Source organism: Ruegeria sp. AD2(2025) (genome assembly GCF_056542385.1).
The window spans coordinates 1-23214 of sequence record NZ_JBQFZS010000020.1; the positions used below are offsets into that span (position 1 = coordinate 1).

The window sequence follows — 23214 nt, forward strand, 5'->3', positions numbered from 1 at the left end:
CCGATGCGTCTCAACCGTCTCTCCGGCCAGTCCAGCCACCGTCTCCGGTAAGCTCCAGCACCTCAGCAGCGCCGGTGAAGGGCGTTCTAAGTATATCGCCGGGAAGCCGCAAGCGGAAAAAACGAAAATTGGTGAAAAAACTCTGTTTTTCTGTTTTTATATTATAAATCAAAATCTTAAAAGATCATCACTATGATCCACCTCACAATCAGCAGCACTTTCGGCGGCCAAATTGCGCAGCAGATGGCTTATTCACACAGTTACCCACAGACTCGGCTGCGAGTCAGGCGGAATCGGCTTGTCGGGACCGGAACAGCGCAGCTGGCACCGGCAGCCGCAGGGACAGAAGGCCCAGAATGATCGCCAGATAGATCAGCGGCTCAATCTGAAAGCCCTTCGCCAGCATCACGTAATGCAAAGCCCCCAGAATCGCCGCCACATAGGTCAAGCGATGGACCTTGCGCCATCGCGGGCCCAGACGGCGTACCGACCAGTTGTTCGAGGTGACCGCCAGCGGCAGCATCAGGACGAACCCCGCCATACCCACCGTGACATAGGGCCGCTTGACGATGTCGGCCCATATCTGGCTGGGGATTTGCACATCCAGCACCAGCCAGACCAGCAAATGCAGCGATACATATGCGAAAGTCAGCACACCTATGGCGCGGCGGAACTTCATCAGGTTCAGCCCCGTAAAGCGCCGCAACGGCGAAATCGCCAGGCCCAGAATCAGAAGCTGCAAGGCCAGCTCGCCAAACTGATGTTCCAGCGCTTCGATCGGTTCGACTCCGAGGCCGCCGGTCATGCCCAGATAGAACAGCCACGGCGCGGGCAGCGCGCCCAGCGCGTAGACGGCCCAGACAGGGATCCGGCGCAGGATGTCGTTGAGGCGTTGCATGATCTCAGTAGTTTTCGGCCAAATCCATACCTTCGTAAAGGCCCGCGACCTCGTCTTCGTAGCCGTTGAACATCAGGGTCGGCACACGCTTGGCGAACAGGCCGCCGCCGATCATGCGCTCGGAGGCCTGCGACCAGCGCGGGTGGTCCACGTTGGGATTCACGTTGCTGTAGAAACCGTATTCCCGCGGTCCCGCCATGTTCCAACTGGTGGGCGGTTGGGTATCCGTCAGGGTGATGCGTACGATGGATTTGATGGACTTGAACCCATATTTCCAAGGCACAACCAGGCGCAGAGGGGCGCCGTTCTGGTTCGGGATCGTCTTGCCGTAGATGCCCGTCGCGATAAGGGTCAGCGGGTGCATCGCCTCGTCCAGACGCAGCCCTTCACGATAGGGCCACTCCAGCACCGGATAGGCGACGCCGGGCATTTCGTCGGGGCGATAGGCGGTTTCGAAGGCGACATATTTCGCACCTTCTTGCACACCCGCCATGTTCAAAAGGTCGGCCAGTTCGAACCCGTTCCAGGGCACGACCATTGACCACGCCTCGACACAGCGAAAGCGATAGATGCGTTCTTCGATGGTCATTTCGGACAGAATGTCCTTGAAATCATAGTCTCCGGGGCGGTCGACCAACCCGTCGATGGTGACGCTCCACGGTTCGGTCACCAGCGTATGCGCGTATTTCGCAGGGTCATCCTTGCGGGTGCCGAACTCATAATAGTTGTTGTACGAGGTGATCTCTTCCCACGTGTTCGGCTCGGGCGTTCCCGCCGCCGCGCCGGGTCGCGCCAGACCCGCCAGCCCCACACCTGCCAGCCCGGCCATCACCTGCCGCCGGTTCAGAAACGCCGCCCTTGGGGTGACGTCGGCATGTGTCAAAGTGTTGGTCCAGCGGTGCGCCATGTAAGTCTCCGTAAACAGTCTGCCTCGATCTAGAGGTAGTCCGCTCATAACACAGGGCCAAGGTAACGGGCGTCACGATTGAGCGACGGGATTGTAACGTAAACCGCGAATTGTTCGATTTGTACCACCGCCCGGGGGCGGATCTTCCGAAATGTACAATTTTGAAACCACCCATCCAGCGGATCGGGGGCTGCTTTTCCGTTCTGCGTTCCGGACGATCTGAGTCAGATTCTGAACGCCCCGGTCTGGGCTCAAATTCGGGAACGACAATACTGAGGGCCTTATGAATGCCTTCCGAGGAGTTTCCCAAAATGCACAAACTGATCTCTGCCCTTGCCGTCGCCGTTGCCATGACGGGCGCGCAGGCGTCCGCTCAGGAACTCGCTGATATGAGCGATCTGGAATACGCCCATATCGCCTATACCGCCGACAATATCGACATCCGTTATGCGCATCTGGCGCTGGCTCTGTCCGAAAACCCCGACATCCACGAATTCGCCAACACCATGATCCGCGACCATACGGCGGTGAACGCCGCAGCACTTGGGCTGCTGGAAAAGCTGGGGGCCACTGCGCAAGACAATGCGTTCAGCCAGACCCTGAACGAAAACGCCGAGAAGATCATCGACAACCTGTCGCAACTGCGCGGGGCCGAGTTTGACGCCGCTTATGCCGCCAACGAACTGGCCTATCACCAGGCGGTGAACGAGCTGGTCGAAAACACCATGATCCCCAATATCGACAATGCCGAGGTGAAGGCGCTGTTCGAACAGGGCCTTGAGATATTCAAGGCGCATGAGGGTCATGCCGAGGTGATGGTCGAGTCGCTGAACTGATGCGGCGCGCGATCTCACGCCGGACGGCTTTGGGCGGCGCGGTGGCCTGGGCCACCGCCCTGCCCCTTGGCGCGCGCGCGGCTGACGGCCCGACGGTGCATGAGGTGGCGATCAAAAGCTTCACCTACGAGCCCGCACTGATCGAGGCGCGGGTCGGAGACACCATCCGCTGGACCAATCAGGACATCGCCCCGCATACCGCCTCGGCCAATGACCTGAGCTGGGACACGCAAAAGCTGAAACAGGGCGAAAGCGCCGAGATCACCGTCGAGGCCGGAATGGAGCTTACCTATTTCTGCGTGTTCCACCCGCATATGACAGGGGCGATCCGGATCATCTGACGCTTGCGCGGGGGGGGCGAAGACGGGGGCTGCGCTGCGGGTCCTTTTTTGGTGGGAGCCTGTTCGCTCGTCTTCTGCAGGGGGTATCAGATATCCGATCACAACAAGGCACAACTCCGTTGCCGACCACAAAGCAATTGCGAACTACAGCCGTTATCGGACAGGCCGATCAATGACGAACGCCAGTGGCAGACATGAATGATTGCTGGTCAGGCCGCGTTTTGACCGCGTGCTGATCTCGCACGCGACCGTGAAAGTACGTATTCTTTCTCTGGCTCAGGATGCCCGCGCAGATCCCTGAGTGGAACGGGGTGCTTCAACCGACGGTCTCTGAACAAAAAATCCAGAACTTCATCGAGCCAGACCAAACCAGAACGCCAGAAACACCAGCGCAGCGCGCGACGAATGGAGCGGTCCTTGTGCAGCATGATACGGATCAGCGCCCGAGGTCGCAACGAGACAAACATCTCAGTCAGCTTAACCCAAAGAAATACACGCCAAGCCGGAATATGTGGTGTCGACAGAACCTGATGCCGGTAATCCCACTTGGACAGGTCGGGTTGTATGACACCACGGCCTGCGATTTCCGCATAGAACGGTGTCCACCGATGCGGGGTCACATACATGGCGTTGATAAGGTCCGGGTCGTAGAACAGGATTTGACGAAGCGCGTTCCAGTAATCCTTGTCGGTTTCTTCCTCGAAGCCGACAACGTGCCCCATCATCGAGATAATCCCGTGTTCGCGGAGCAGGCGCACGGCCTCGCGATCCTTCGCAACCGTCGAACCTTTGCGGATCAGAGCCTGCGTCTCGGCGTCAGTGGTTTCCATTCCCATCAGAAAACACTCGAACCCAGCCTTCTTGTAAAGGTGCAGTATATCTGCGTCGCGGACAATGTCGTCGGCCCGCAAAGTCGCAAAGAGCTTAACGTCCAAGTCATGCGAGATGAGGGCTTCCAAGAAACGTCGGAGCTTCTTTTTTGATGTGGTGGGGTTTTCGTCGGCAAGATCCACGAACCGGACGTCATGTTCTTTGTGAAGCCACGCAATCTCCTCGGCCAACCGCTCTGGCGTCCGGTAGCGCTGTCTGGTCCAGAACCCCCTTTGCCCGCAATAGGAACAAAGATGCGGGCAACCGCGCGACAGTTGGACCAGCGCAGACCGGCCAAGCCCCCAGCATCGGTACAGGTCCCAATCTTCAATCAACTCCCAACCGACCCGGAATGCATCCAGATCGTGGATCGGCTGGGGCGTCGGCGTCAGAACTGGCTGCCCGCCTTTTCGCACCGCTATTCCGGCGACACCTGCCAGATCCTTCCCCGTTTCGATTGCATTCAGCAAATCGACAATCGTGGTTTCGCCTTCGCCGCGCACCAGAATATCGATCTGCTGTTCTTCCTGAAGGATTTCTTCGGCATGATATGTCGGATGGACACCGCCATAGATAATGGGCACTTGCGCAAGAGCACCTTTCAACGCGCGCGACATCCGCATGGCCGTAAGGTGCGCAGGCGTCGAACCTGAGTGGCCCGTCAAGATCACGTCTGGCTTCCAGACCACGGCTTCTGAAACAATCTCGCCGATTTTCATGTGCCGCACCTCGGCATCAATCAGCTTTGCCTCGTGGCCGGCATCGACAATCGGCCCGCCAATCGACAAAAGTCCCAGCGGTACTTGCTCGCCAACGCCAAGCTTGCTGGTCACGGCCCGGTAAGGCGGATTAATCAATAGAACTCGCATCTGTGGCCCCACGCTACTCAATCCAAAGGTGATCGAAATTCTCCGGGATGCCAATAGGTTTTTAGCTTTTTGACCGCGCCGGGGTAAGCGCCGACATTTACTGATCGCGTCACATTCACCACGTTGGCCCAAATTCGGAAAGCAGACCTGCGGATCACCGGACTGGCCGGGCCCTCCACCTCCTCTTCCCCCAAACCCACCACCCCATTTGTTTCAGAATCTCAAATTCCCTCGACGCGATGTGAGTTGGCAGCGGCCCCGTAGTCTGCGCAGCATCTTTCATGCATCATCAGACAGGACATTCGTCATGACACTCAAACGCCGTCACTTCGTGAAGCTGGGGCTTGCGTCGGCCGCCGCGCTTTCGCTGGGAGCGCCCGCCGCCTTTGCCGGAGACAAGAAACGCACCGGCAGCCTGTCGGGCCGTCGTGGGTATAACGTCAAGGGCACGGTGACCGTGACCGGGGATACCGTTACGCTGCAGGGCGACTATGTCTTTGACCCGGGCAAGAACCCGCCCGATATCAAGATCGGGTTCGGCAATGGTGAAAGCTATGCCGAGGGGTCCAAGATTCACGACAAGCTGACCGTCAAGAAGGGCGAGGCATCGTTCAAGATTCCCGCCGGGATCGACACTTCGAAATACAACGAGCTGTATATTTATTGTGAGCAGTTTACGGTGATTTTGGCGGTCGCACCGCTGAGCTAAGTTATCGGTCGCAGGATCTGGAAAGCCGCCCGCCGATGTGGGCGGTTTTTGCGTTCGGGACCCGCGGGGGCAGAGATGTACCGTCAGGATTCCTTTTTCGATTTGACCGGCTGGGGACAGGTGGGGCTTGCCGCGCTGAGCCTTGGTCTTTTTGTCCTGATGGTGGCTCTTGCACGGCGGCTGCTGCGCCGCGGGCCGCTTTGGGCGCGGGTCTTGGGGGGCCTTGCCCTGTTCTGGCTGTTCGTGTGGCTGTCGCCGCAGATTTACTACACCTATTACCGCATGATCATCCCCGACCTGCCGCTTCAATGGGTGATCTGGCCCCCGCGCGAGCCGTTCAGGCCGTTGCAGATGCTGGTCTTCTCATACCGCCCCACGCTGAGCGCCCACGGGCAGGGGATGCTGGGCTGGGCCATCCTGCTGGCGGCGGCCCTGCCCCGCAGGCCGGTGCGATAGGCGCTTGGCGGGCCTTGCTCTTATGGCGTGGCTGCTGCAGATTTACGTGTAAGGCCATCTCAGCGTCGGGCCAACCGGGCTGTGGCCATGCATGCGGGAGGGCTGCGCCATGACATCCACGACCTCAGGTCCGCCACAGCCGGACAACCTGACGCCGCAGCAACCGGCCGTGCCCGAGGTCAACCGGATCAGCGCCGAGGATATCTCGGCCGCGCTGAAGGCCGGGTTTGCCGATTTTCTGGCCCGCCCGGTGCTAAGCGGTTTTTTCGGCCTGTTCTACGCTATCTTCGGCATCCTGTTTGTCTGGTGTCTGGTCTGGCTTGGCAAGATCTGGATGATCATTCCCGCCATCGTGGGCTTTCCGCTGATCGCACCGTTTGCGGCGGCGGGGCTATATGAGATGTCCCGGCGGCTGCAGGACGGAACGCCCTTTGGCTGGGCCGACATCCTGACCGTCATGGCCGATCAGCGCAAACGCGAGATGGGCTGGATGGCCTTTGTCACCCTGTTCATTTTCTGGGTGTGGATCTACCAGATCCGGCTGTGGCTGGCGATCATCCTGCAAAACGCCTCGTTCTCGGATTTTGACGGGTTTCTGAACACCGTGTTCTTCACGCCGCAGGGCTGGGCGTTTCTGGCGGTCGGCACCTGCGTCGGCGCGTTCCTGTCGGCGGTGCTGTTTTCGGTCACGGTGATCGCCATGCCGATGCTGCTGGAGCGCGAGACGAATTTCGTCTCGGCTATGCTGACCTCGCTGCGGGTGGTGGCGGAAAGTCCGGTGGTCATGCTGGGCTGGGCGGGGATCATCTCGGTCACGATGCTGCTGTCGCTGGTTCCGGCGTTTCTGGGCCTGATCTTCACCCTGCCGATCCTTGGGCACACCACATGGCACCTGTATCGGCGGGCCGTGCAGCCGATTGGGGAATAGCCGCTCGCGCCTCGGGTCGATGACACGACCTATCCCCCGGGAGCGGGGTGCCGAAAGTTCCCGCCTCACCACGATGCCGAAACTGAAACTTTCAAAGTTTCAGGGGAGGTTTCTTTGAAAGAAACCTCTTGCGCCCTGCTCTGCAGCCTTGCGAGCATCAAAATGGCAGGCCAAAACAAAACGCCCCCGACCTGGGTCGGAGGCGTTTCAGGACTTTCTCGTAGCTGCGCTTAGCCGCGCTCTTCGATGATCTCAACCAGATGCGGGATCTTGTTGACCATGCCGCGGACCGAAGGCGTATCTTCCAGTTCACGGGTTTTGTGCATCTTGTTCAGGCCCAGACCGATCAGGGTTGCGCGCTGTTCGGCGGGGCGGCGGATCGGGGAACCGATCTGCTTGACGACGATGGTTTTTGCCATGACTCGCTCTCCTTACGCTTCGGCTTCAGCCGGTGCTTCGTCCCGCTTGGGCAGGATGTCGGCAACTTTTTTACCACGACGTGCGGCAACCGAACGCGGGCTCTGCTCTTTCTGCAGGCCGTTGATGGTGGCGCGGATCATGTTGTACGGGTTCTGAGAGCCCAGCGATTTGGACACAACGTCCTTGACGCCCAGCATTTCGAACACGGCACGCATCGGACCACCGGCGATGATACCGGTACCTTCAGGCGCGGTGCGCATAACCACTTTACCAGCGCCGTGACGGCCTTCGATGTCGTGGTGCAGAGTCCGGCCTTCGCGCAGTTGCACGCGGATCATCTGACGCTTGGCTTGTTCGGTCGCCTTACGGATGGCCTCGGGTACTTCTTTCGCTTTACCCTTGCCAAAGCCGACGCGGCCTTTCTGATCGCCGACAACCACCAGAGCGGCGAAGCCAAAGCGCTTACCACCTTTTACGGTTTTCGACACGCGGTTGATTGCGACCAGACGATCTGCAAATTCCGGTGCTTCTTCACGGTCGCGGCCACGGCCCCGACGGTTTTCACGTTCTGCCATTTGGCATCCCTTTTCTCATGTGGCGTTGTGACGCCGTTTTCTTCAATCGAAGTGGGCTGGAAGCCCCCCGATCATCGAGGCGGACATGGTCCGCCTTCAAAGCAAGATGGGTGCGAGCACCCATCCTACGGTTCTTGGTCATGTAGGATGGGTGCTTGCACCCATCGCCACATCAGATCTTCAGACCACCTTCACGCGCGGCGTCGGCTACTGCCTTCACCTTGCCGTGGAACAGGAAGCCACCACGATCGAAATAGGCCTCTTCGACGCCTGCCTTCTTGGCACGCTCGGCGATGGCCGCGCCCACTTTGGTGGCCGCTTCGACGTTGTTCTTGCCAACGACGCCCAGATCTTTTTCCAGGGTCGAGGCCGAGGCCAGGGTCACGCCACGAACATCGTCGATCAGCTGAACGCTGATGTTCTTGTTCGAACGGTGAACCGACAGGCGTACGCGGCCCGCGTTGACTTTGCGAAGTTTGTTCCGAACGCGCAGGCGGCGCTTCAGAAACAGGGTTCTTTTGCTGTTTGCCATTGTTTGCGTCCTTACTTCTTCTTGCCTTCCTTGCGGAAGATGAACTCGCCCTTGTAGCGGATGCCCTTGCCTTTGTACGGCTCGGGACGGCGCCATTCGCGGATTTTGGCCGCGACTTCGCCCACCTGCTGCTGGTCGATACCTTCCACAACGATCTCGGTCTGCTTCGGCGCGGTGATGGTGACACCTTCCGGAGCAACGAAATCAACATCGTGGCTGTAGCCCAGGTTCAGCTTCAGGGTGTTGCCCTGCATCTGAGCCCGGTAACCAACACCCTGGATCTCCAGCTCTTTTTTGAAGCCTTCGGTCACACCGGTTACCAGATTGGCAACCATGGTGCGGCTCATGCCCCACTGCTGGCGGGCACGCTTGGACATGCCACGAGGGTTGATTTGCACAACGTTGTCTTCGACCGACAGCGTGACGTCATCGGTTGCGGTGAAGCTGCGGGTGCCTTTCGGACCTTTCACTTCGATGGTCTGACCCGACACAGAGGCGGAAACGCCGCTGGGCAGCTCGACCGGTTTTTTACCAATACGAGACATTGCAGACCTCCTTAGAAGACGGTGCAGAGCACTTCGCCGCCAACATTGTTGGAGCGAGCGTTTGCGTCCGACATCACACCTTTCGGAGTGCTGACAATCGACACGCCCAGACCCTGACGGACCTGCGGGATGTCATTGACGCCCATGTACACGCGACGACCAGGTTTGGAAACCCGCTTGAGTTCGCGAATGACAGGGGTGCCTTCGTAGTATTTCAGGCTGATTTCGATGGCCGGATGACCGTTTTCACCGGTCGTCGCCTCGTAGCCACGGATGTAACCTTCGTCCGCCAGCACGTCCAGAACCCAACCGCGCAGCTTTGATGCGGGGGTGGAAACGGTGGACTTGCCGCGCATTTGCGCGTTGCGGATACGGGTGAGCATATCGCCGATAGGATCATTCATATCTATGTCTCCCTTACCAGCTCGATTTCACCATGCCGGGGATCTGACCAGCAGAACCCAGCTCGCGCAGCGCGATACGGCTGACCTTCAGCTTACGGTAGTAAGCGTGGGGACGACCGGTCAGCTGACAGCGGTTGTGCAGACGGGTAGCCGAGCTGTTGCGCGGCAGTTTCGCCAGTTTCAGACGCGCTTTGAAACGCTCTTCCATCGGCTTGCTCTCGTCATTCGCGATTTCTTTCAGCTCGGCACGCTTTGCGGCATATTTGGCCACCAGGCGTTCGCGCTTTTTCTCGCGTTCGATCATTGCTTTTTTAGCCATGTCTCAATCCTCCCGGCGCTTACGCGTTGAACGGCATGTTGAACGCTTTCAACAGTGCCTTTGCTTCAGCGTCGGTGTTCGCTGTGGTGGTGATTACGATGTCCAGGCCCCAGACTTCATCGACCTTGTCGAAGTCAATCTCGGGGAACACGATGTGCTCTTTCATGCCCATGGCAAAGTTGCCACGACCATCGAAAGACGGCTTCACACCGCGGAAGTCACGAACACGCGGCATCGCGATGGTGATCAGACGATCCAGGAATTCGTACATCCGGTCGCCGCGCAGGGTGACTTTGGCACCCAGCGGCATGTCTTCACGGACGCGGAAACCCGCAATCGACTTTTTCGCCTTGGTTGCAACGGCCTGTTGACCGGCAATCGCAGTCAGATCCTCGACAGCAGCTTTCGCTTTCTTCGAGTCTTTGACAGCCTCAGCACCACAACCGATGTTCAGAACGATTTTTTCCAGCTTGGGCAGCTTCATGTCGTTCTTGTAGCCGAACTCTTCTTTCAGAGCGGCACGGATGGTTTCAACGTACTGAGCTTTCAGACGCGGGGTGTAGGTTGCGGTATCAAGCATCGATCACGTCCCCTGTGGTCTTGGCGAAGCGGACCTTTTTGTCACCTTCCATGCGGAAGCCAACGCGGGTTGCTTTGCCGTTCTTGTCCAGCAGAGCCAGGTTCGACAGCTCGATCGGGTTTGCCTGAGGCAGGCGGCCACCCTGGCTGTTCTGGGTCTGGCGGGTGTGGCGGATGGCGATGTTGATGCCATCGACAACAGCTTTACCGGCTTTGGGGTCAACCGAGGAAATGGTTCCCTCTTTGCCCTTGTCCTTGCCGGCCAGCACGACGACCTTGTCGCCTTTGCGGAGTTTAGCAGCCATGATTACAGCACCTCCGGAGCCAGCGAGATGATTTTCATGAAGTTCTTGCCGCGCAGCTCGCGAACAACGGGGCCAAAGATACGGGTACCGACGGGCTCGTTGTTGTTGTTCAGGATGACGGCGGCATTGCGATCGAAACGGATCGCGGTGCCGTCTTCGCGACGGACTTCTTTGGCGGTGCGTACGACGACGGCCTTGCGGACGTCCCCTTTCTTTACGCGGCCGCGCGGGATGGCTTCCTTCACCGAGACGACAATGATGTCGCCGACGGAGGCGTATTTACGCTTGGAACCACCCAGGACCTTGATGCACTGAACTCGGCGTGCGCCGGAGTTGTCAGCGACATCCAGATTGGTCTGCATCTGGATCATGTGGTTTCTCCCGACCTGTGGGGGCTGGTCTCGTTAAATCCCCCAGGGTTTCGACAAATGGAAAATCCCGGGGGCTTACGCCTCCAGAACCTCCCAACGTTTCGTCTTCGATTTCGGCGCGCATTCGATGATGCGTACAGTGTCACCGACCTTGAAGGCGTTCTTTTCGTCATGAGCCCGGTATTTCTTGGACTTACGAACGGTTTTGTGCAGCAGCGGGTGCTTGAAGCGGCGTTCGACCGAAACGGTCACGGTCTGCTCGTTGGCGTCGCTGGTTACTACTCCGGACAGGATACGCTTGGGCATCTGATTACTCCTCGGATGCCGCAGCAGCGGCCTTTTCGTTCAGGATGGTTTTGACGCGGGCAGCATTGCGGCGGGCCGCTTTGATGCCGGCTGTGTTTTCCAGCTGACCGGTTGCCTGTTGAAAGCGCAGGTTAAAGCTTTCTTTCTTCAGGTTGGCCAGTTCCTCGCGGAGCTGGTCCGGGGTCTTGTCACGCAGTTCTTGGGCGTTCATCGCCTTTTTCCTTTGCTCAAAACACCAGAAGGCCCCGTACACGGGTCACCTTTGACCTGGTGGATGAATGATAGACATACGAATCGCCCGACAACGCCGGGAGACCGCAGGATGCCGCCGTATAAGGGTTTGGGGGGTGGGTGGCAAGAGGAAGTTTGGGACAACAGGGTTGATGCGATGCAAGACACTTGCCACACTATCCAAGGCAAGTTTTCAAGGCCGGCATTACAGAGACAACCGAATGAATTTGAGAAAACCGAAGTTACACTTCATAGCCCTTATCAAGTTGATTTTTGCATTAGGCGCTCTTTGCATTCGCGCTTCCGCTGAAGACACCGCCAGATATTCGACCGGTAATAGATTCGAGGACCCAGGGTATTCGACGGTTCCTTGGCAACCTTACGACAGAAGCAATTCATTTGTTTGGGTTGCTGAGACATGCCTTGGCTACTTCGAAACTCGAGATTTAGAGTTGTTAGCTCCCCTTCCATCTACATTCGACAAAAATAAACGCTTTGAGATTCTGGCACCTGACCAAAGTGCACGATTGCAGGTCTTCAACTTTCCGTTCGACGAATACGGAGTTTTTCGGTGCAATAGCACCACGTATCCAGAGATAGAAAGATCATCTGAAAACATCGCCGAAATCGAGAAATGGATAAACTTGAGACTTACCAAGTCAAGCAATTGGGTTGGTACGTTTGATCCGAGTAATCCGACCATATTCGGAGACAAGTTTCGTAATGAGGAGAGAAAGGCAACGATCAGAATTCAACATGATCGAGACAAGCTGTCGTTTTCACTTTCAGCTGACTATTTTGGCCCACCAATTATTTTTGATGAATTTCAATGGTAGCGTCGACTAGGTCTAAAACTACCGCGAAACTTGGTGGGGCTCCGCCCGTTCGCCCCTCAATCGCTACACCGGAGCGATTGCCGCTGTGCGGGCCGGGGCTCACTCCCACTTATAGTTGAAGCTCACCGAAATCCGCTCATCCTCGGCCATATTCATCGGCACCTCGTGGCGCAGCCAGCTTTCCCAAAGCAGGACGTCGCCCACCTGCGGCTTCATATAGATGAACGGCTGCAAATCCCGCCGCCCGCCTTTCAGCCGCGTCGGCGCGGCCATCATGCGTCCAGAACGCGGGTCCTCCAGTTTCAGCGCACTCGCCCCCTCGGGCATGGACACATAGGTCGTGCCCGAGATCACGCTGTGCGGGTGCAGGTGGCTGGAGTGCATTCCGCCTTCGGGCAGGATGTTGATCCAGAGGTCCTCCAGCTTTAGCTCGCCCTCGCCCAGATCGAATTCCAGATCCTTGGCAAAGGCCGCGACGTGCTGATCCAGCGCCGCAACCAGATCGGCGAAGATCGGGAAGCGCCAGGGCAGATCGGTCAGCGAGGCATAGCTGGTATAACCGGGATAGCCGTTCTCTTCGCACCATTCCTGCCCGGCCTCGTCATCCTCGGCAATGACAAGGCAAGAACTTTCCAGTTCCTCCGCATCGATCTTGGGATCGAACTCGGACAAAGCTGCGCGATAGAGACGGGTAACGAAGAGTGATTCAATCTGTGCCATGGGCCGGGCATACCCCAGCCCTTTCGGCAAGGCCAGCCGATTAGCTTTTGACGGGCCCTTTGCCACAGCGCGGGATCGGACGGCCGCCATCGGCATAAGCAAGGCACAGCACGATCTCATCCGGTTTCGGCGCGTCCGGAATGTTCAGCGTCATCGTATCGAAATGGTCAAACGACCAGGGATTGTCCTTGTGCCCCAGCGGCAGATCAATCGCGCAACCCGGTGCGCCCAGTTTGGCATTTGAGGGTATGACCGCCTCACCTCCACCGGCCGCCGCACGCATGGAAGCACCTAGTTTGGGGTGGATCACCGCTCCGCCCTGTTCAAGATCGCCGTTCACACCGATGATCGCTGCCTTACCGTAGGATACCGGCGCACCGTCCAGTTGCGACAGCGCATCAGCCACAAGGTCCGGGCCCAGAAGGGCTCCGATCTCGAACAGCTCGGACAGATCATCCGCATGACGCCCGGCCAGAGGGTTCTGTATCACGGCCAGCGCCGCAACCCGGCTGATCGGCTCGCATGGCTGGCCCAGTTGGTCGGTGGTTATGACTTCTTTGACGAACATCTTTTTGCGTAGCTGGACCATAGGACCCTCCCATTCCTGCAGGCTAACGTAGGGGCGACGCAGTGAGACGTCGACTGTTTTGACCGGCTGGCAGATCACAAGAGGTCGACCCAAAAGAAAAACCCCCGTCGGTGTCCCGACGGGGGCTTCAAATTGTAGGGCGGGGTTTTACCCCACCGCCTTACCAGTCTTCGCGGATCACAACGCGGGTCTTGATCGGCAGCTTCATCGCGGCCAGGCGCAGGGCCTCGCGGGCGATGTCGTCATTGACGCCGTCGATCTCGAACATCACGCGGCCAGGCTTGACCTTGCAGGCCCAGCGGTCGACCGAACCTTTACCTTTACCCATACGAACTTCGATCGGCTTTGCAGTGACCGGAGTGTCGGGGAAGATGCGGATCCAGACGCGGCCCTGACGCTTCATGTGACGCGTCATGGCACGACGTGCAGCTTCGATCTGGCGTGCGGTTACACGCTCAGGCTCAAGAGCTTTCAGGCCGTAGGTGCCAAAGTTCAGATCAGAGCCGCCTTTGGCGAGACCCTTGATCCGGCCTTTGTGCATCTTGCGGAATTTAGTACGCTTTGGTTGAAGCATATCTTTCCCTCCTTAGCGACGACCGCCACCAGCACCACGAGGTGCAGGGCCGTCCTGGAGTTCCTGTGCTTTACGGTCACGTGCCTGCGGATCGTGCTCCATGATCTCACCTTTGAAGATCCAGACCTTGATCCCGATGATCCCGTAAGGAGTCATCGCTTCGGCATGTGCGTAATCGATGTCGGCACGCAGAGTGTGCAGAGGCACGCGGCCTTCGCGGTACCACTCGGTCCGTGCGATTTCGGCGCCGCCCAGACGACCAGCGACGTTCACCCGGATACCCAGGGCGCCCATGCGCATGGCGTTCTGAACCGACCGCTTCATTGCGCGGCGGAACGAAACACGACGTTCCAGCTGCTGAGCGATGGACTCGGCAACCAGCTGCGCGTCAAGCTCGGGCTTGCGCACTTCGACGATGTTCAGGTGCAGTTCGCTGTCGGTCATCCGCGCAAGCTTTTTGCGCAGAACTTCGATGTCTGCACCTTTCTTGCCGATGATGACACCGGGACGAGCTGTGTGGATCGTAACGCGGCATTTTTTATGCGGACGTTCGATGATCACACGGGCAACACCGGCCTGCTTGCACTCTTTGTTGATGAACTCACGGATCTTGAGGTCTTCCAGCAGAAGATCACCGTAGTCCTTGGTGTCGGCGTACCAGCGGCTGTCCCAGGTGCGGTTGACCTGCAGGCGCATGCCGATCGGATTGACTTTATGACCCATTAGGCTTGCTCCTCAACTTGACGCACCTTGATGGTGATCTCCGAGAACGGCTTCATGATCTTGCCGAAACGGCCACGGGCACGCGGACGACCGCGCTTCATGACCAGGTTCTTGCCAACCCATGCTTCGGCGACGATCAGCTCGTCAACGTCCAGGTTGTGGTTGTTTTCGGCATTCGCGATTGCGGATTGCAGGCACTTTTTGACGTCCTGCGCGACACGCTTGTTCGAGAAAGTCAGGTCGGTCAGAGCCTTCTCGACTTTCTTGCCGCGGATCATTTGCGCAACCAGGTTCAGTTTCTGCGGGCTGGTGCGAAGCATGCGGGTTTTCGCCATTGCTTCGTTTTCAGCCACGCGGCGGGGGTTCTTTTCCTTGCCCATGACTTACTTCCGCTTCGCTTTTTTGTCTGCGGCGTGGCCATAATAGGTCCGGGTCGGCGAGTATTCACCGAACTTCTGACCGATCATGTCTTCCGAGACGTTTACGGGGATATGCTTCTGGCCGTTGTACACACCAAAGGTCAGACCCACGAACTGGGGCAGAATGGTGGAACGACGCGACCAGATTTTGATGACTTCGTTGCGGCCCGACTCGCGCGCTGCTTCGGCTTTTTTCAGCACGTAAGCATCGACGAAAGGACCCTTCCAAACAGAGCGAGACATGGATTAACGTCCCTTCTTCTTGGCGTGCCGCGAGCGGATGATCAGCTTCTGGGACGCTTTGTTCTTGTTGCGGGTACGCTTACCCTTGGTGTCCTTACCCCACGGCGTAACCGGTGTACGGCCACCCGAGGTACGACCTTCACCACCACCGTGCGGGTGATCGATCGGGTTCATTGCAACACCACGAACCGACGGACGAACGCCCTTGTGGCGCATACGACCGGCTTTACCGAGGTTCTGGTTCGAGTTGTCGGGGTTGGACACGGCACCAACGGTGGCCATGCATTCCTGACGGACCATGCGCAGCTCGCCCGAGCTCAGACGGATCTGAGCGTAGCCGCCATCGCGACCAACGAACTGGGCGTATGTACCGGCCGCACGTGCGATCTGACCGCCTTTGCCAGGCTTCATCTCGATGTTGTGGACGATGGTACCGATGGGCATGCCCGAGAACGGCATTGCGTTGCCCGGCTTGATGTCAGCCTTGGCGGATGCCACGACTTTGTCACCAACAGCCAGACGCTGCGGAGCCAGGATATATGCCTGCTCGCCGTCTTCGTATTTTACCAGTGCGATGAATGCGGTCCGGTTCGGGTCATATTCGATCCGCTCGACGGTTGCCGCGACATCAAATTTGTTCCGTTTGAAGTCAACGATCCGGTAGAGACGCTTTGCGCCACCGCCGCGGCGGCGTGAAGTGATCCGTCCGGTGTTGTTCCGGCCGCCCGATTTGGTCAAACCCTCAGTGAGAGACTTGACCGGACGTCCTTTCCAAAGCTCCGAACGGTCGATCAGCACCAGCCCGCGCTGGCCCGGCGTCGTCGGCTTGTACGACTTGAGTGCCATGCTTTCTGTCTTCCGTTTAGCAAGTGCGAGGCGTTGCCCCGCTATGTGATAGGCCCCCGTAGGTGCCAAGGGTATAGGGCCCCGAAGGTCCCCGGTTACAAATATCAGAGGCCCCGGAACGAATCCGAGGCCGCAAGATTGGGAGCGTTTAACAGGGTTGGGGGTGGGTGTCTATAGGGTTTATCGGCAATCCCCAGCTAGGTTGAACTTCACCTAATCAAAACCGAATGAACTGAAGTCGTTTTGGGATATCTGGTCGAAAAGCTCCCTGACTATATCGGGATTACTTTCGCAAGGCTTGCCCCCCGGAACTAAGATCCTGACCACTACGCGATCGTCTACAAGAACCTCAACACCCGTCCCATCCAATCTTTCTCGACCGTCGAGCCTATCTGTTTTAATCCGCAGATACGCGCCGTTTTTTCGTCCATCTGCCCCACCGGCTCCAATCCAGTTTTTTTCACGAATGGACTGTTCGCCGGCGATCAAATCAATCAGTACGCTGCATCCATCTATGTTGAGTGTTGTGCTTGCAGCCGGACTAACTACAAGGTCCATCATCAGAATAGAGAATCCCTGCGGCGCTGAAACAGATGGATGTTGGCGAACTTCATGTGCCTTGTTCGATTCCAGAAATGGAATGTTGTTTGACAGTGCATCAGATTGAGCTTTCAACGAACCGACAAACCTCTGCATAGCGCCTTGATGTAGAGCGTAGGTCTCAGAGGTTATTATATCAGCAATCGTCATTTCGAGTATTGCTTCGCCAAACTCGTCTATTAGATCGAAACCCACGTCTAACGCGTTTTGGTCACGCAAACCACTTGCCCAAAACGCAAGCTCATCTCGATAACACCCTTGCAAGTCCACAGACACCCGCATCAAGCTCCACGTGCCGTTCCCATAGAATCGAAACAGATCAGGTTTTACTCGCCCATCGGCAATCCCCATTTGCTTCGACTCGATAACGTCACAAAGCAACTTTGAATGACTAGATTCGAGAGCAAAATTCGCAGAAAGAACCTGATGCCCCTTGCTGCATTTCAGCAAAACCATGGGTATCGCACGGAGCGCTGCGACGTGGGAAGCCTCTTCTTGGTAGCTTCTTTCGCAAACCCAACCTTCGGCGACAGAAATCCTTGCAAGCAGGTCTTCTTCCAGAACTGATGCGAGTTCGGCAACCTCATTTGCTGCGGCTGAAACTTCGTTTCTAGAGGCGACCGCTATTTGGTCTTCTTGAGCGAGAAGACTGGTGGCCAATACAACAAACAATATCGGCCAAATCGAAAATAAGAACCTCAAAACAACTCTCCGAACCATGTCTCGAACCCCAATAAATACAAGTTCCTAATCCTAAACCAAGCGCTCACCCCAAAGACCGCCTGCGGCACAGCGGCTCGGACTCCACCGCGATCCGCTGCTTGAGCTTGATATGCCCCAGCACCTCGCGAAAGGCGCGGTGTTTGGGTTTGCCTTCCAGATAATCCGCCAGTTTGAGCAGGTTGATCGGGTGCTTCGCAATCAATGCCTCGATCCGCTGCACCGCGTCGTCCAACTCATAGTGATCCACGTACTGGCAGGCCACCTGCGTGGGCGTCAGCAGGCAGTAGTCCTTCGGGCGTTTGTCAGTATAGCGCGCGATGTCGAAAGGCGACGCGCCGAGGGCGTGGAACTTGGGGATGTGCACGCGCATATCGGCCTTGGCGTGCTCCAACACCGTGCCGGAGGTCTGGCGGAACCCCAGCGGACCAAGCTTGCCGACCACATGCTTGCGCATCGCCGGAGAGATCATGTCCACATCCGCCCGGTCGTATTTCAGATCATCAAAGACCGACAGCAGCCCCAGCTTTTCATCGGCGATCTCAAAATAAGGCTCAGCACTAAACGCCCGCATCTTCTCAAGCACCTGCGCACGCACCGTTTCAGGGTCTGAAACGAAATCGGCCCCGGCGGGTTGAACCGCCGAGGCCGTGAATGCTCGCAGTAAGCGTCGGATCAAAGACCGGTGCTCACGTCGATTGTGTTGCCCTCTTCCAGGGTCACATATGCTTTTTTGACGTCTTTCCGGCGACCCAACTGGCCGCGGAACCGCTTGACTTTGCCTTTGGTCACGGTGGTGTTCACCGCTTTGACCTTCACACCAAACAGCGCCTCAACGGCCTCTTTGATCTGCGGCTTGTTGCTGTCGATCGCCACTTCAAAGACAACCGCGCCGTTTTCGGACGCCATGGTCGACTTTTCGGTGATGACCGGCTTGCGGATCACGTCGTAGTGTTCTGCCTTCGCGCTCATTTCAGACGAGCCTCCAGTGCTTCGACAGCCGCTTTGGTGAGCACCAGAGTGTCACGCTTGAGGATGTCATAGACGTTTGCGCCCATCGACGGCAGGATATCCAGACCTTCGATGTTTTTGGACGCTTTCAGGAACCCTTCGTTCACGGTCGCGCCGTCGATGACCAGAGCGCGTTTCCAGCCCAGGTTTGCAACCTGTTTGGCCAGAGCGGCGGTCTTGCCTTCGGCTTCGGCACTCTCGATCACAACCAGCTCACCTGCCTTGGCTTTGGCCGACAGAGCGTGACGCAGGCCAAGCTTGCGGAACTTCTTGGGCAGGTCGTGGCCGTGCGAACGCACGACGGGGCCTTTGTAGATACCACCACCACGGAAGATCGGCGCGTTACGGTCACCATGGCGTGCGCCACCGGTGCCCTTCTGGCGATAGATCTTCTTGGTCGAGTAGCTGGTTTCCGAGCGGGTCTTGACCTTGTGGGTACCAGCCTGTGCGTTGTTACGCTGCCAACGGACCACACGGTGCAGAATGTCCGCGCGCGGTTCCAGGCCGAACAGATCGGCGTTCAGCTCGATGTCACCGGCCTTGCCGCCGTCCAGTTTGATTACATCAAGTTTCATGCTTCACCACCTTCCGCGGGAGCTTCTTCCGCAGGTGCTTCGGTTGCAGCCGATTTCACAGCAGCCGGGAAAGGCAGGCCTTCCGGTGCTTTCTTCTTCACGGCGTCCTTGACGGTGACCCAGCCCGATTTCGGTCCGGGAACGGCGCCTTTGATGAAGACCAGGTTCCGGTCGGCGTCGGTTTTGACGACTTCCAGGTTCTGCGTGGTTACACGGGCAGCACCCATGTGACCGGCCATCTTCTTGCCCTTGAACACCTTGCCCGGGTCCTGACACTGACCGGTCGAACCGTGCGAACGGTGGCTGATCGAAACACCGTGCGAGGCGCGCAGACCACCAAAGTTCCAACGCTTCATCGCACCGGCAAAGCCTTTACCGATCGAGGTACCCGAAACGTCAACTTTCTGACCTTCCAGGAAGTGTTCTGCCGAAATCTCGGCGCCCACATCGATCAGGCCATCTTCGGAGACGCGGAACTCGGCCAGCTTACGCTTGGGCTCAACCTTGGCAGCGGCATAGTGACCGCGCATGGCTTTCGAGGTGCGTTTTGCCTTGGCAGCACCGGCGCCCAGCTGAACGGCGGTGTAGCCGTCTTTGTCAGCGGTGCGCTGTGCAACAACCTGCAGGTTGTCCAGGTGAAGAACGGTCACAGGGATCTGCTTGCCGTCTTCCATGAACAGGCGGGTCATGCCAACTTTTTTTGCGATAATACCAGAGCGCATTCTCATACCCTCCGATTACGACTGCAGCTTGATCTCGACGTCCACACCAGCAGCGAGGTCGAGCTTCATCAGCGCGTCAACGGTCTGGGGGGTCGGATCAACGATGTCGAGCAGACGCTTGTGCGTGCGGATCTCGAACTGGTCGCGGGATTTCTTGTCAACGTGAGGGCCACGGAGAACCGTAAACTTCTCAATCTTGTTCGGCAGCGGGATCGGGCCGCGCACGTTCGCGCCGGTCCGCTTGGCAGTATTGACGATCTCTTGCGTGCTGGCATCCAGAACGCGATAGTCAAATGCCTTCAGCCGAATACGGATATTTTGGCTTTGCATAGATACAGCCTTTTATCAGGCGTTGAGGTTGAGAGGAGGACAGACGCGCATCGCCAACCCTCATCGAACCCAAAAGGCGGGAATCATCCCGCCTTGACGTTCTTGTTGAGAACTCGCGCGTACTACAGGGGGAAACGGCATGTGGCAAGAGGTAAACTCAAATCTGCCACCCGGTGGATTTCCCTGATGGCTTCGACGTTCGGAATAACTTAGTTAGCAGCCCGATCCCCCCGTGGGTTGCACGTCATTGCCACCTCATGCACCCATCGCCGAATCTGTTTTATCGGTCGCTCAAAGCAGCGGGCAAAGACGATACCAACTGAAAGTGAGCCGAACAGAAGTACTAGGTCTCTGCCGACGAAGTCCACCAGTGCCGCGTCAAATAGATGCAGCGCCGGGTAATGTGTCACGTAGATTGAAAAGCTGGCACCAGCTAGCCAACGCACCTGTCTCGCGCCTGGCAGATTTTTCGGATTGAGAATGGCAATGCCTGCCACAAACATGAAGGAGCACAGACCGATCATGAGATTCCACAGAAACTCATCCGAGAACCCGAGAACCGAGCGGGCGTCCGTAGCCCCCAATGCCTCGGCGGTCGCGCTGGCCAAAAACTCAGGAATGCCGAGAAGATGCCCGGCCAAATAGCCCAGAGGCGCTAAGAGGACCAAGACCCAGCCAATTTGGCAATTCATCTTCCCCGGGCCGCCGGAACTTAACCAGCGCCAGAGCACAACTCCGAGCAACCAAGCGGGCATCAACAGCAGGATATTCAGCCCTACAACTGCAGCAGCGGTAAATAGTATCGCGACGCGCGCAGTACCCCGAGTGAAAAGGGCGCAGCCGAAAAGGATGTAGTAGGCCGCCTCGTAGCTTAGAGACCATAGCGGACCATTTGTACCCAGACGTAGACGTCCGAACCCGGACCATTCATTCGAAAAAGTTAGTCCACGCAGCAAGAACTCGCCCATCGGATGCGGTTTGTAGAAATCTGCGGGATACGCCTGCGGGTCGATCCAATAGCCACATGTATCAAAAAGCAGCGTCAGGATCAGGGCGGGTATCATAACCGAGAGCAGCCGCGTCATGCGATTGAAAGCGAACCGCGAAGCGGTACGATCACGATCTGCCGCATATGCGATGACACACCCTGAGATCACAAAGAAAACGATGACGGCGTCGCTGCCGACGTTCCAATCCCGCAGAAAGGCGTAGCGACCCCCGGTAAACCGGGGGTACGCGAAATGGGACAGAACTACGGTCAAGGTCGCGGCAACCCGCATGACATCCAACCAGAGGGACAAACCGCGTGCCATTTCGCTATTTTCGCCGGGCGGAAGCATCTTGCGGCGCGGTTTTGAACTCGATCCCCGTCGCCTCCTCGAAGCTTTCTACAAAGGGGCTGAAAAATGCGTCTTTTAACGTCCCATGAGGTTGTTCGATCGGCCTGCCACTGGCGTCCGCCAGTCCAAATTCCAGTGCTTCACGGCCCTTCGGAATGTAGAGTGTCCCAAACATCCAGTCCCAAATGGCAAAGACTTCGCCATAATTTTTGTTGAAGTGTTTCTTGGCTCTGGAGTGATGAATCTGATGTTGCGCAGGGGAAATGAAGATGTGCTCAATCACTGGCCCATAGCTCAGCCAAACATGGCTATGTCGAAGGTTCGCGCCCAGCAGGTTGAACAGGAAGTAACCCGCATTGGCACCGCCGATGGTCAACAGATCAATCTTGCCGATCAGCAGAAACAAAGCCAGCGCCTGAGCCACGCCCAAGCCGACGCTAATGATAATGTTCCGGATCAACAAATAGACCGGATGGTTCCTGCTGACAGTTATGGGCGTCATAACCTCGGCTGAGTGATGCACGGAGTGAAATGGCCACAATATCTTATTTTCGTGATGTAGATAGTGCGTGCAATATTTGCAGAAATCCGTGACGAGAATTATGATCAGGGTCGCTGCCGCACTTCGACCCCACGACATTGCCATGGGCTGAAACGGGGCATCTTGCAAAGATATCAGTTGATCCAGCATAAAGTTCGCGACAACCGGTATGAAAAGAACAGCGCCGAATAGCCCGACAGCTCCCAGTAGCAAATTGAGAACAAAGAGCTGTATGTCGACGATATTCGACCGATGAAGGTAAACCTCGCGCGGCAGCAGAAAGCGCACGAAACTTGAAGGGCGCCCCCGGAACATCCAAATGGCGTAAACCATCAAAACCGTGCAGCACAGGTAGAGCACCGCAAGACGAGATTCAAAGCCCATAAATGCGCCCGCGAACGCCGCCCAAATGTTGTTGACCAAGTCCAACTGCAAACCCCTTATTCGGATTATGGTACGTTTCTCGCTCCTTTTACTTGGGCACATTGAACGCAAAATGCGTAAAAATGATGGCAAAACAGCCTCAATTACTCCAGTATCCTGAGGGAAATCTACCATTGTTGGCAGCGGTAGCTGCATTTTCTGACAACCTGCCACCAGTTGCCGAAGACAGTTGGCAAGGCTGTCTGGCATGGAAGCTAAAATGGCCTCCCCTGTTTCACCGATTGGGTCCGAGATTATTCGACGAATAATCTCAAACTCTGCAGAAATGATTTTCAAACAAAAAAGGGCGTCCCTAGGGACGCCCTTTCCGTCTGATCATTCGCTTGCGCGACTTACTCGATGATTTTCGACACAACGCCGGCGCCGACGGTGCGGCCGCCTTCGCGGATGGCGAAGCGCAGGCCGTCTTCCATCGCGATGGGCGCGATCAGCTCGACGGTGAAGCCGACGTTGTCGCCGGGCATAACCATCTCGGTGCCAGCCGCCAGGGTCACGGTGCCGGTCACGTCCGTGGTCCGGAAGTAGAACTGCGGACGGTAGTTCGCAAAGAACGGGGTGTGACGACCGCCTTCTTCCTTGG

37 protein-coding genes are annotated in these 23214 nt (G+C 57.3%); 7 read left to right on the plus strand and 30 right to left on the minus strand.

Annotated features, from left to right (window positions below; all coding sequences use genetic code 11):
• Positions 1-196, plus strand: a 196-nt coding sequence (locus ACR1XV_RS20880) for a hypothetical protein (RefSeq protein WP_480534917.1), incomplete at its 5' end; no start/stop codon positions are given.
• An 87-nt stretch (positions 197-283) separates the two neighbouring features.
• Here ACR1XV_RS20880 and msrQ read toward each other — a convergent pair.
• Entirely contained in the window at positions 284-898 is a 615-nt protein-coding gene (gene msrQ, locus ACR1XV_RS20885) for a protein-methionine-sulfoxide reductase heme-binding subunit MsrQ (protein ID WP_480534919.1), read from the minus strand.
• Positions 899-902: 4 nt separating this feature from the next.
• A complete protein-coding gene (gene msrP, locus ACR1XV_RS20890) occupies positions 903-1805 on the minus strand; it encodes a protein-methionine-sulfoxide reductase catalytic subunit MsrP (RefSeq protein ID WP_480534921.1) in 903 nt (300 codons plus the stop codon).
• Positions 1806-2116: 311 nt separating this feature from the next.
• Here msrP and ACR1XV_RS20895 point away from each other — a divergent pair, with 311 nt between their 5' ends.
• Both ACR1XV_RS20895 and ACR1XV_RS20900 read left to right on the plus strand, forming a co-directional pair.
• Positions 2117-2641 carry a DUF4142 domain-containing protein gene (locus ACR1XV_RS20895; protein WP_480534923.1) on the plus strand — a complete coding sequence of 175 codons (525 nt, stop codon included), beginning with the start codon at positions 2117-2119 and terminating at the stop codon, positions 2639-2641.
• The gene (locus tag ACR1XV_RS20900; RefSeq protein ID WP_480534925.1) at positions 2641-2982 is read left to right on the plus strand and encodes a cupredoxin domain-containing protein; all 342 of its coding nucleotides are present in this window, start codon (positions 2641-2643) and stop codon (positions 2980-2982) included. Before ACR1XV_RS20895 ends, ACR1XV_RS20900 begins: the two co-directional genes overlap by 1 nt.
• Before the next feature lie 209 nt (positions 2983-3191).
• Here ACR1XV_RS20900 and ACR1XV_RS20905 read toward each other — a convergent pair whose 3' ends face one another.
• The gene (locus ACR1XV_RS20905; protein WP_480534927.1) at positions 3192-4721 is read right to left on the minus strand and encodes a radical SAM protein; all 1530 of its coding nucleotides are present in this window, start codon (positions 4719-4721) and stop codon (positions 3192-3194) included.
• 307 nt (positions 4722-5028) lie between these two features.
• Here ACR1XV_RS20905 and ACR1XV_RS20910 point away from each other — a divergent pair, with 307 nt between their 5' ends.
• The 3 genes from ACR1XV_RS20910 to ACR1XV_RS20920 all read left to right on the plus strand — a co-directional run bounded on the left by ACR1XV_RS20910 (position 5029) and on the right by ACR1XV_RS20920 (position 6814).
• Positions 5029-5430 carry a DM13 domain-containing protein gene (locus ACR1XV_RS20910; RefSeq protein WP_480534929.1) on the plus strand — a complete coding sequence of 134 codons (402 nt, stop codon included), beginning with the start codon at positions 5029-5031 and terminating at the stop codon, positions 5428-5430.
• 75 nt (positions 5431-5505) lie between these two features.
• Positions 5506-5886, plus strand: a complete 381-nt coding sequence (locus tag ACR1XV_RS20915) for a hypothetical protein (RefSeq protein ID WP_480534931.1) — start codon at positions 5506-5508, stop codon at positions 5884-5886.
• A gap of 109 nt (positions 5887-5995) precedes the next feature.
• Positions 5996-6814: a DUF2189 domain-containing protein gene (locus tag ACR1XV_RS20920; protein ID WP_480534933.1), complete on the plus strand. Its 819-nt coding sequence runs from the start codon at positions 5996-5998 to the stop codon at positions 6812-6814.
• A 230-nt stretch (positions 6815-7044) separates the two neighbouring features.
• Here ACR1XV_RS20920 and rpmD read toward each other — a convergent pair whose 3' ends face one another.
• The 11 genes from rpmD to rpmC all read right to left on the minus strand — a co-directional run bounded on the left by rpmD (position 7045) and on the right by rpmC (position 11381).
• Entirely contained in the window at positions 7045-7233 is a 189-nt protein-coding gene (gene rpmD / locus ACR1XV_RS20925) for a 50S ribosomal protein L30 (RefSeq protein WP_008757946.1), read from the minus strand.
• A gap of 12 nt (positions 7234-7245) precedes the next feature.
• Positions 7246-7809, minus strand: coding sequence for a 30S ribosomal protein S5 (gene rpsE / locus ACR1XV_RS20930; protein ID WP_170356677.1), 564 nt, complete (start codon positions 7807-7809; stop codon positions 7246-7248).
• A 172-nt stretch (positions 7810-7981) separates the two neighbouring features.
• Entirely contained in the window at positions 7982-8341 is a 360-nt protein-coding gene (rplR, locus tag ACR1XV_RS20935; RefSeq protein ID WP_039523386.1) for a 50S ribosomal protein L18, read from the minus strand.
• Between the two features lie 11 nt (positions 8342-8352).
• Positions 8353-8886, minus strand: a complete 534-nt coding sequence (gene rplF / locus ACR1XV_RS20940) for a 50S ribosomal protein L6 (RefSeq protein WP_480534935.1) — start codon at positions 8884-8886, stop codon at positions 8353-8355.
• A gap of 11 nt (positions 8887-8897) precedes the next feature.
• Positions 8898-9290 (minus strand): 30S ribosomal protein S8, encoded by a 393-nt coding sequence (gene rpsH / locus ACR1XV_RS20945; RefSeq protein WP_010437099.1) that lies wholly within the window; start codon positions 9288-9290, stop codon positions 8898-8900.
• Between the two features lie 13 nt (positions 9291-9303).
• A complete protein-coding gene (rpsN, locus tag ACR1XV_RS20950; RefSeq protein ID WP_010437098.1) occupies positions 9304-9609 on the minus strand; it encodes a 30S ribosomal protein S14 in 306 nt (101 codons plus the stop codon).
• Positions 9610-9628: 19 nt separating this feature from the next.
• Positions 9629-10189 carry a 50S ribosomal protein L5 gene (gene rplE, locus ACR1XV_RS20955; RefSeq protein WP_480534937.1) on the minus strand — a complete coding sequence of 187 codons (561 nt, stop codon included), beginning with the start codon at positions 10187-10189 and terminating at the stop codon, positions 9629-9631.
• A complete protein-coding gene (gene rplX / locus ACR1XV_RS20960) occupies positions 10182-10493 on the minus strand; it encodes a 50S ribosomal protein L24 (protein ID WP_155148683.1) in 312 nt (103 codons plus the stop codon). The genes rplE and rplX overlap by 8 nt, the downstream gene beginning before the upstream one ends.
• A 2-nt stretch (positions 10494-10495) precedes the next feature.
• A complete protein-coding gene (gene rplN, locus ACR1XV_RS20965; protein WP_008757934.1) occupies positions 10496-10864 on the minus strand; it encodes a 50S ribosomal protein L14 in 369 nt (122 codons plus the stop codon).
• 75 nt (positions 10865-10939) lie between these two features.
• Positions 10940-11170, minus strand: coding sequence for a 30S ribosomal protein S17 (rpsQ, locus tag ACR1XV_RS20970; RefSeq protein ID WP_152459158.1), 231 nt, complete (start codon positions 11168-11170; stop codon positions 10940-10942).
• 4 nt (positions 11171-11174) lie between these two features.
• The gene (gene rpmC / locus ACR1XV_RS20975; RefSeq protein WP_010437082.1) at positions 11175-11381 is read right to left on the minus strand and encodes a 50S ribosomal protein L29; all 207 of its coding nucleotides are present in this window, start codon (positions 11379-11381) and stop codon (positions 11175-11177) included.
• A 241-nt stretch (positions 11382-11622) separates the two neighbouring features.
• On the opposite strand from rpmC, the gene ACR1XV_RS20980 reads away from it, so the two are divergent.
• Positions 11623-12237, plus strand: coding sequence for a hypothetical protein (locus tag ACR1XV_RS20980; RefSeq protein WP_480534939.1), 615 nt, complete (start codon positions 11623-11625; stop codon positions 12235-12237).
• Between the two features lie 99 nt (positions 12238-12336).
• Here the strand turns inward: ACR1XV_RS20980 and ACR1XV_RS20985 are convergent, their stop codons facing one another.
• The 16 genes from ACR1XV_RS20985 to ACR1XV_RS21060 form a co-directional block, all read right to left on the minus strand.
• Complete coding sequence (locus tag ACR1XV_RS20985; protein ID WP_480534941.1) at positions 12337-12957, minus strand: 2OG-Fe(II) oxygenase family protein; 621 nt, start codon at positions 12955-12957, stop codon at positions 12337-12339.
• A 40-nt stretch (positions 12958-12997) separates the two neighbouring features.
• A complete protein-coding gene (locus tag ACR1XV_RS20990) occupies positions 12998-13546 on the minus strand; it encodes an amino acid synthesis family protein (RefSeq protein ID WP_480534943.1) in 549 nt (182 codons plus the stop codon).
• Between the two features lie 160 nt (positions 13547-13706).
• Positions 13707-14120, minus strand: a complete 414-nt coding sequence (gene rplP / locus ACR1XV_RS20995) for a 50S ribosomal protein L16 (protein ID WP_010437070.1) — start codon at positions 14118-14120, stop codon at positions 13707-13709.
• A 12-nt stretch (positions 14121-14132) separates the two neighbouring features.
• Entirely contained in the window at positions 14133-14843 is a 711-nt protein-coding gene (gene rpsC, locus ACR1XV_RS21000) for a 30S ribosomal protein S3 (RefSeq protein ID WP_008758042.1), read from the minus strand.
• Positions 14843-15223 (minus strand): 50S ribosomal protein L22, encoded by a 381-nt coding sequence (gene rplV, locus ACR1XV_RS21005; protein ID WP_039538267.1) that lies wholly within the window; start codon positions 15221-15223, stop codon positions 14843-14845. Before rplV ends, rpsC begins: the two co-directional genes overlap by 1 nt.
• A gap of 3 nt (positions 15224-15226) precedes the next feature.
• On the minus strand, positions 15227-15505 hold the full coding sequence (rpsS, locus tag ACR1XV_RS21010) for a 30S ribosomal protein S19 (protein WP_005980699.1): 279 nt from the start codon (positions 15503-15505) through the stop codon (positions 15227-15229).
• Between the two features lie 3 nt (positions 15506-15508).
• Entirely contained in the window at positions 15509-16351 is an 843-nt protein-coding gene (gene rplB, locus ACR1XV_RS21015) for a 50S ribosomal protein L2 (RefSeq protein ID WP_008757664.1), read from the minus strand.
• Positions 16352-16564: 213 nt separating this feature from the next.
• Positions 16565-17653 carry a hypothetical protein gene (locus ACR1XV_RS21020; RefSeq protein WP_480534945.1) on the minus strand — a complete coding sequence of 363 codons (1089 nt, stop codon included), beginning with the start codon at positions 17651-17653 and terminating at the stop codon, positions 16565-16567.
• A 64-nt stretch (positions 17654-17717) separates the two neighbouring features.
• Positions 17718-18350, minus strand: a complete 633-nt coding sequence (locus tag ACR1XV_RS21025) for a hypothetical protein (protein ID WP_480534947.1) — start codon at positions 18348-18350, stop codon at positions 17718-17720.
• The gene (locus ACR1XV_RS21030) at positions 18347-18643 is read right to left on the minus strand and encodes a 50S ribosomal protein L23 (RefSeq protein ID WP_010437040.1); all 297 of its coding nucleotides are present in this window, start codon (positions 18641-18643) and stop codon (positions 18347-18349) included. The genes ACR1XV_RS21025 and ACR1XV_RS21030 overlap by 4 nt, the downstream gene beginning before the upstream one ends.
• A complete protein-coding gene (gene rplD, locus ACR1XV_RS21035; RefSeq protein WP_170429267.1) occupies positions 18640-19257 on the minus strand; it encodes a 50S ribosomal protein L4 in 618 nt (205 codons plus the stop codon). Before rplD ends, ACR1XV_RS21030 begins: the two co-directional genes overlap by 4 nt.
• A complete protein-coding gene (gene rplC, locus ACR1XV_RS21040) occupies positions 19254-19979 on the minus strand; it encodes a 50S ribosomal protein L3 (protein ID WP_008758167.1) in 726 nt (241 codons plus the stop codon). The genes rplD and rplC overlap by 4 nt, the downstream gene beginning before the upstream one ends.
• A 15-nt stretch (positions 19980-19994) precedes the next feature.
• Entirely contained in the window at positions 19995-20309 is a 315-nt protein-coding gene (rpsJ, locus tag ACR1XV_RS21045; RefSeq protein ID WP_008756422.1) for a 30S ribosomal protein S10, read from the minus strand.
• 209 nt (positions 20310-20518) lie between these two features.
• Entirely contained in the window at positions 20519-21622 is a 1104-nt protein-coding gene (locus tag ACR1XV_RS21050; RefSeq protein WP_480534949.1) for an acyltransferase family protein, read from the minus strand.
• A 4-nt stretch (positions 21623-21626) separates the two neighbouring features.
• A complete protein-coding gene (locus ACR1XV_RS21055; RefSeq protein WP_480534951.1) occupies positions 21627-22910 on the minus strand; it encodes a sterol desaturase family protein in 1284 nt (427 codons plus the stop codon).
• Between the two features lie 56 nt (positions 22911-22966).
• Positions 22967-23214, minus strand: a 248-nt coding sequence (locus ACR1XV_RS21060; RefSeq protein ID WP_480532872.1) for an EF-Tu C-terminal domain-related protein, incomplete at its 5' end; no start/stop codon positions are given.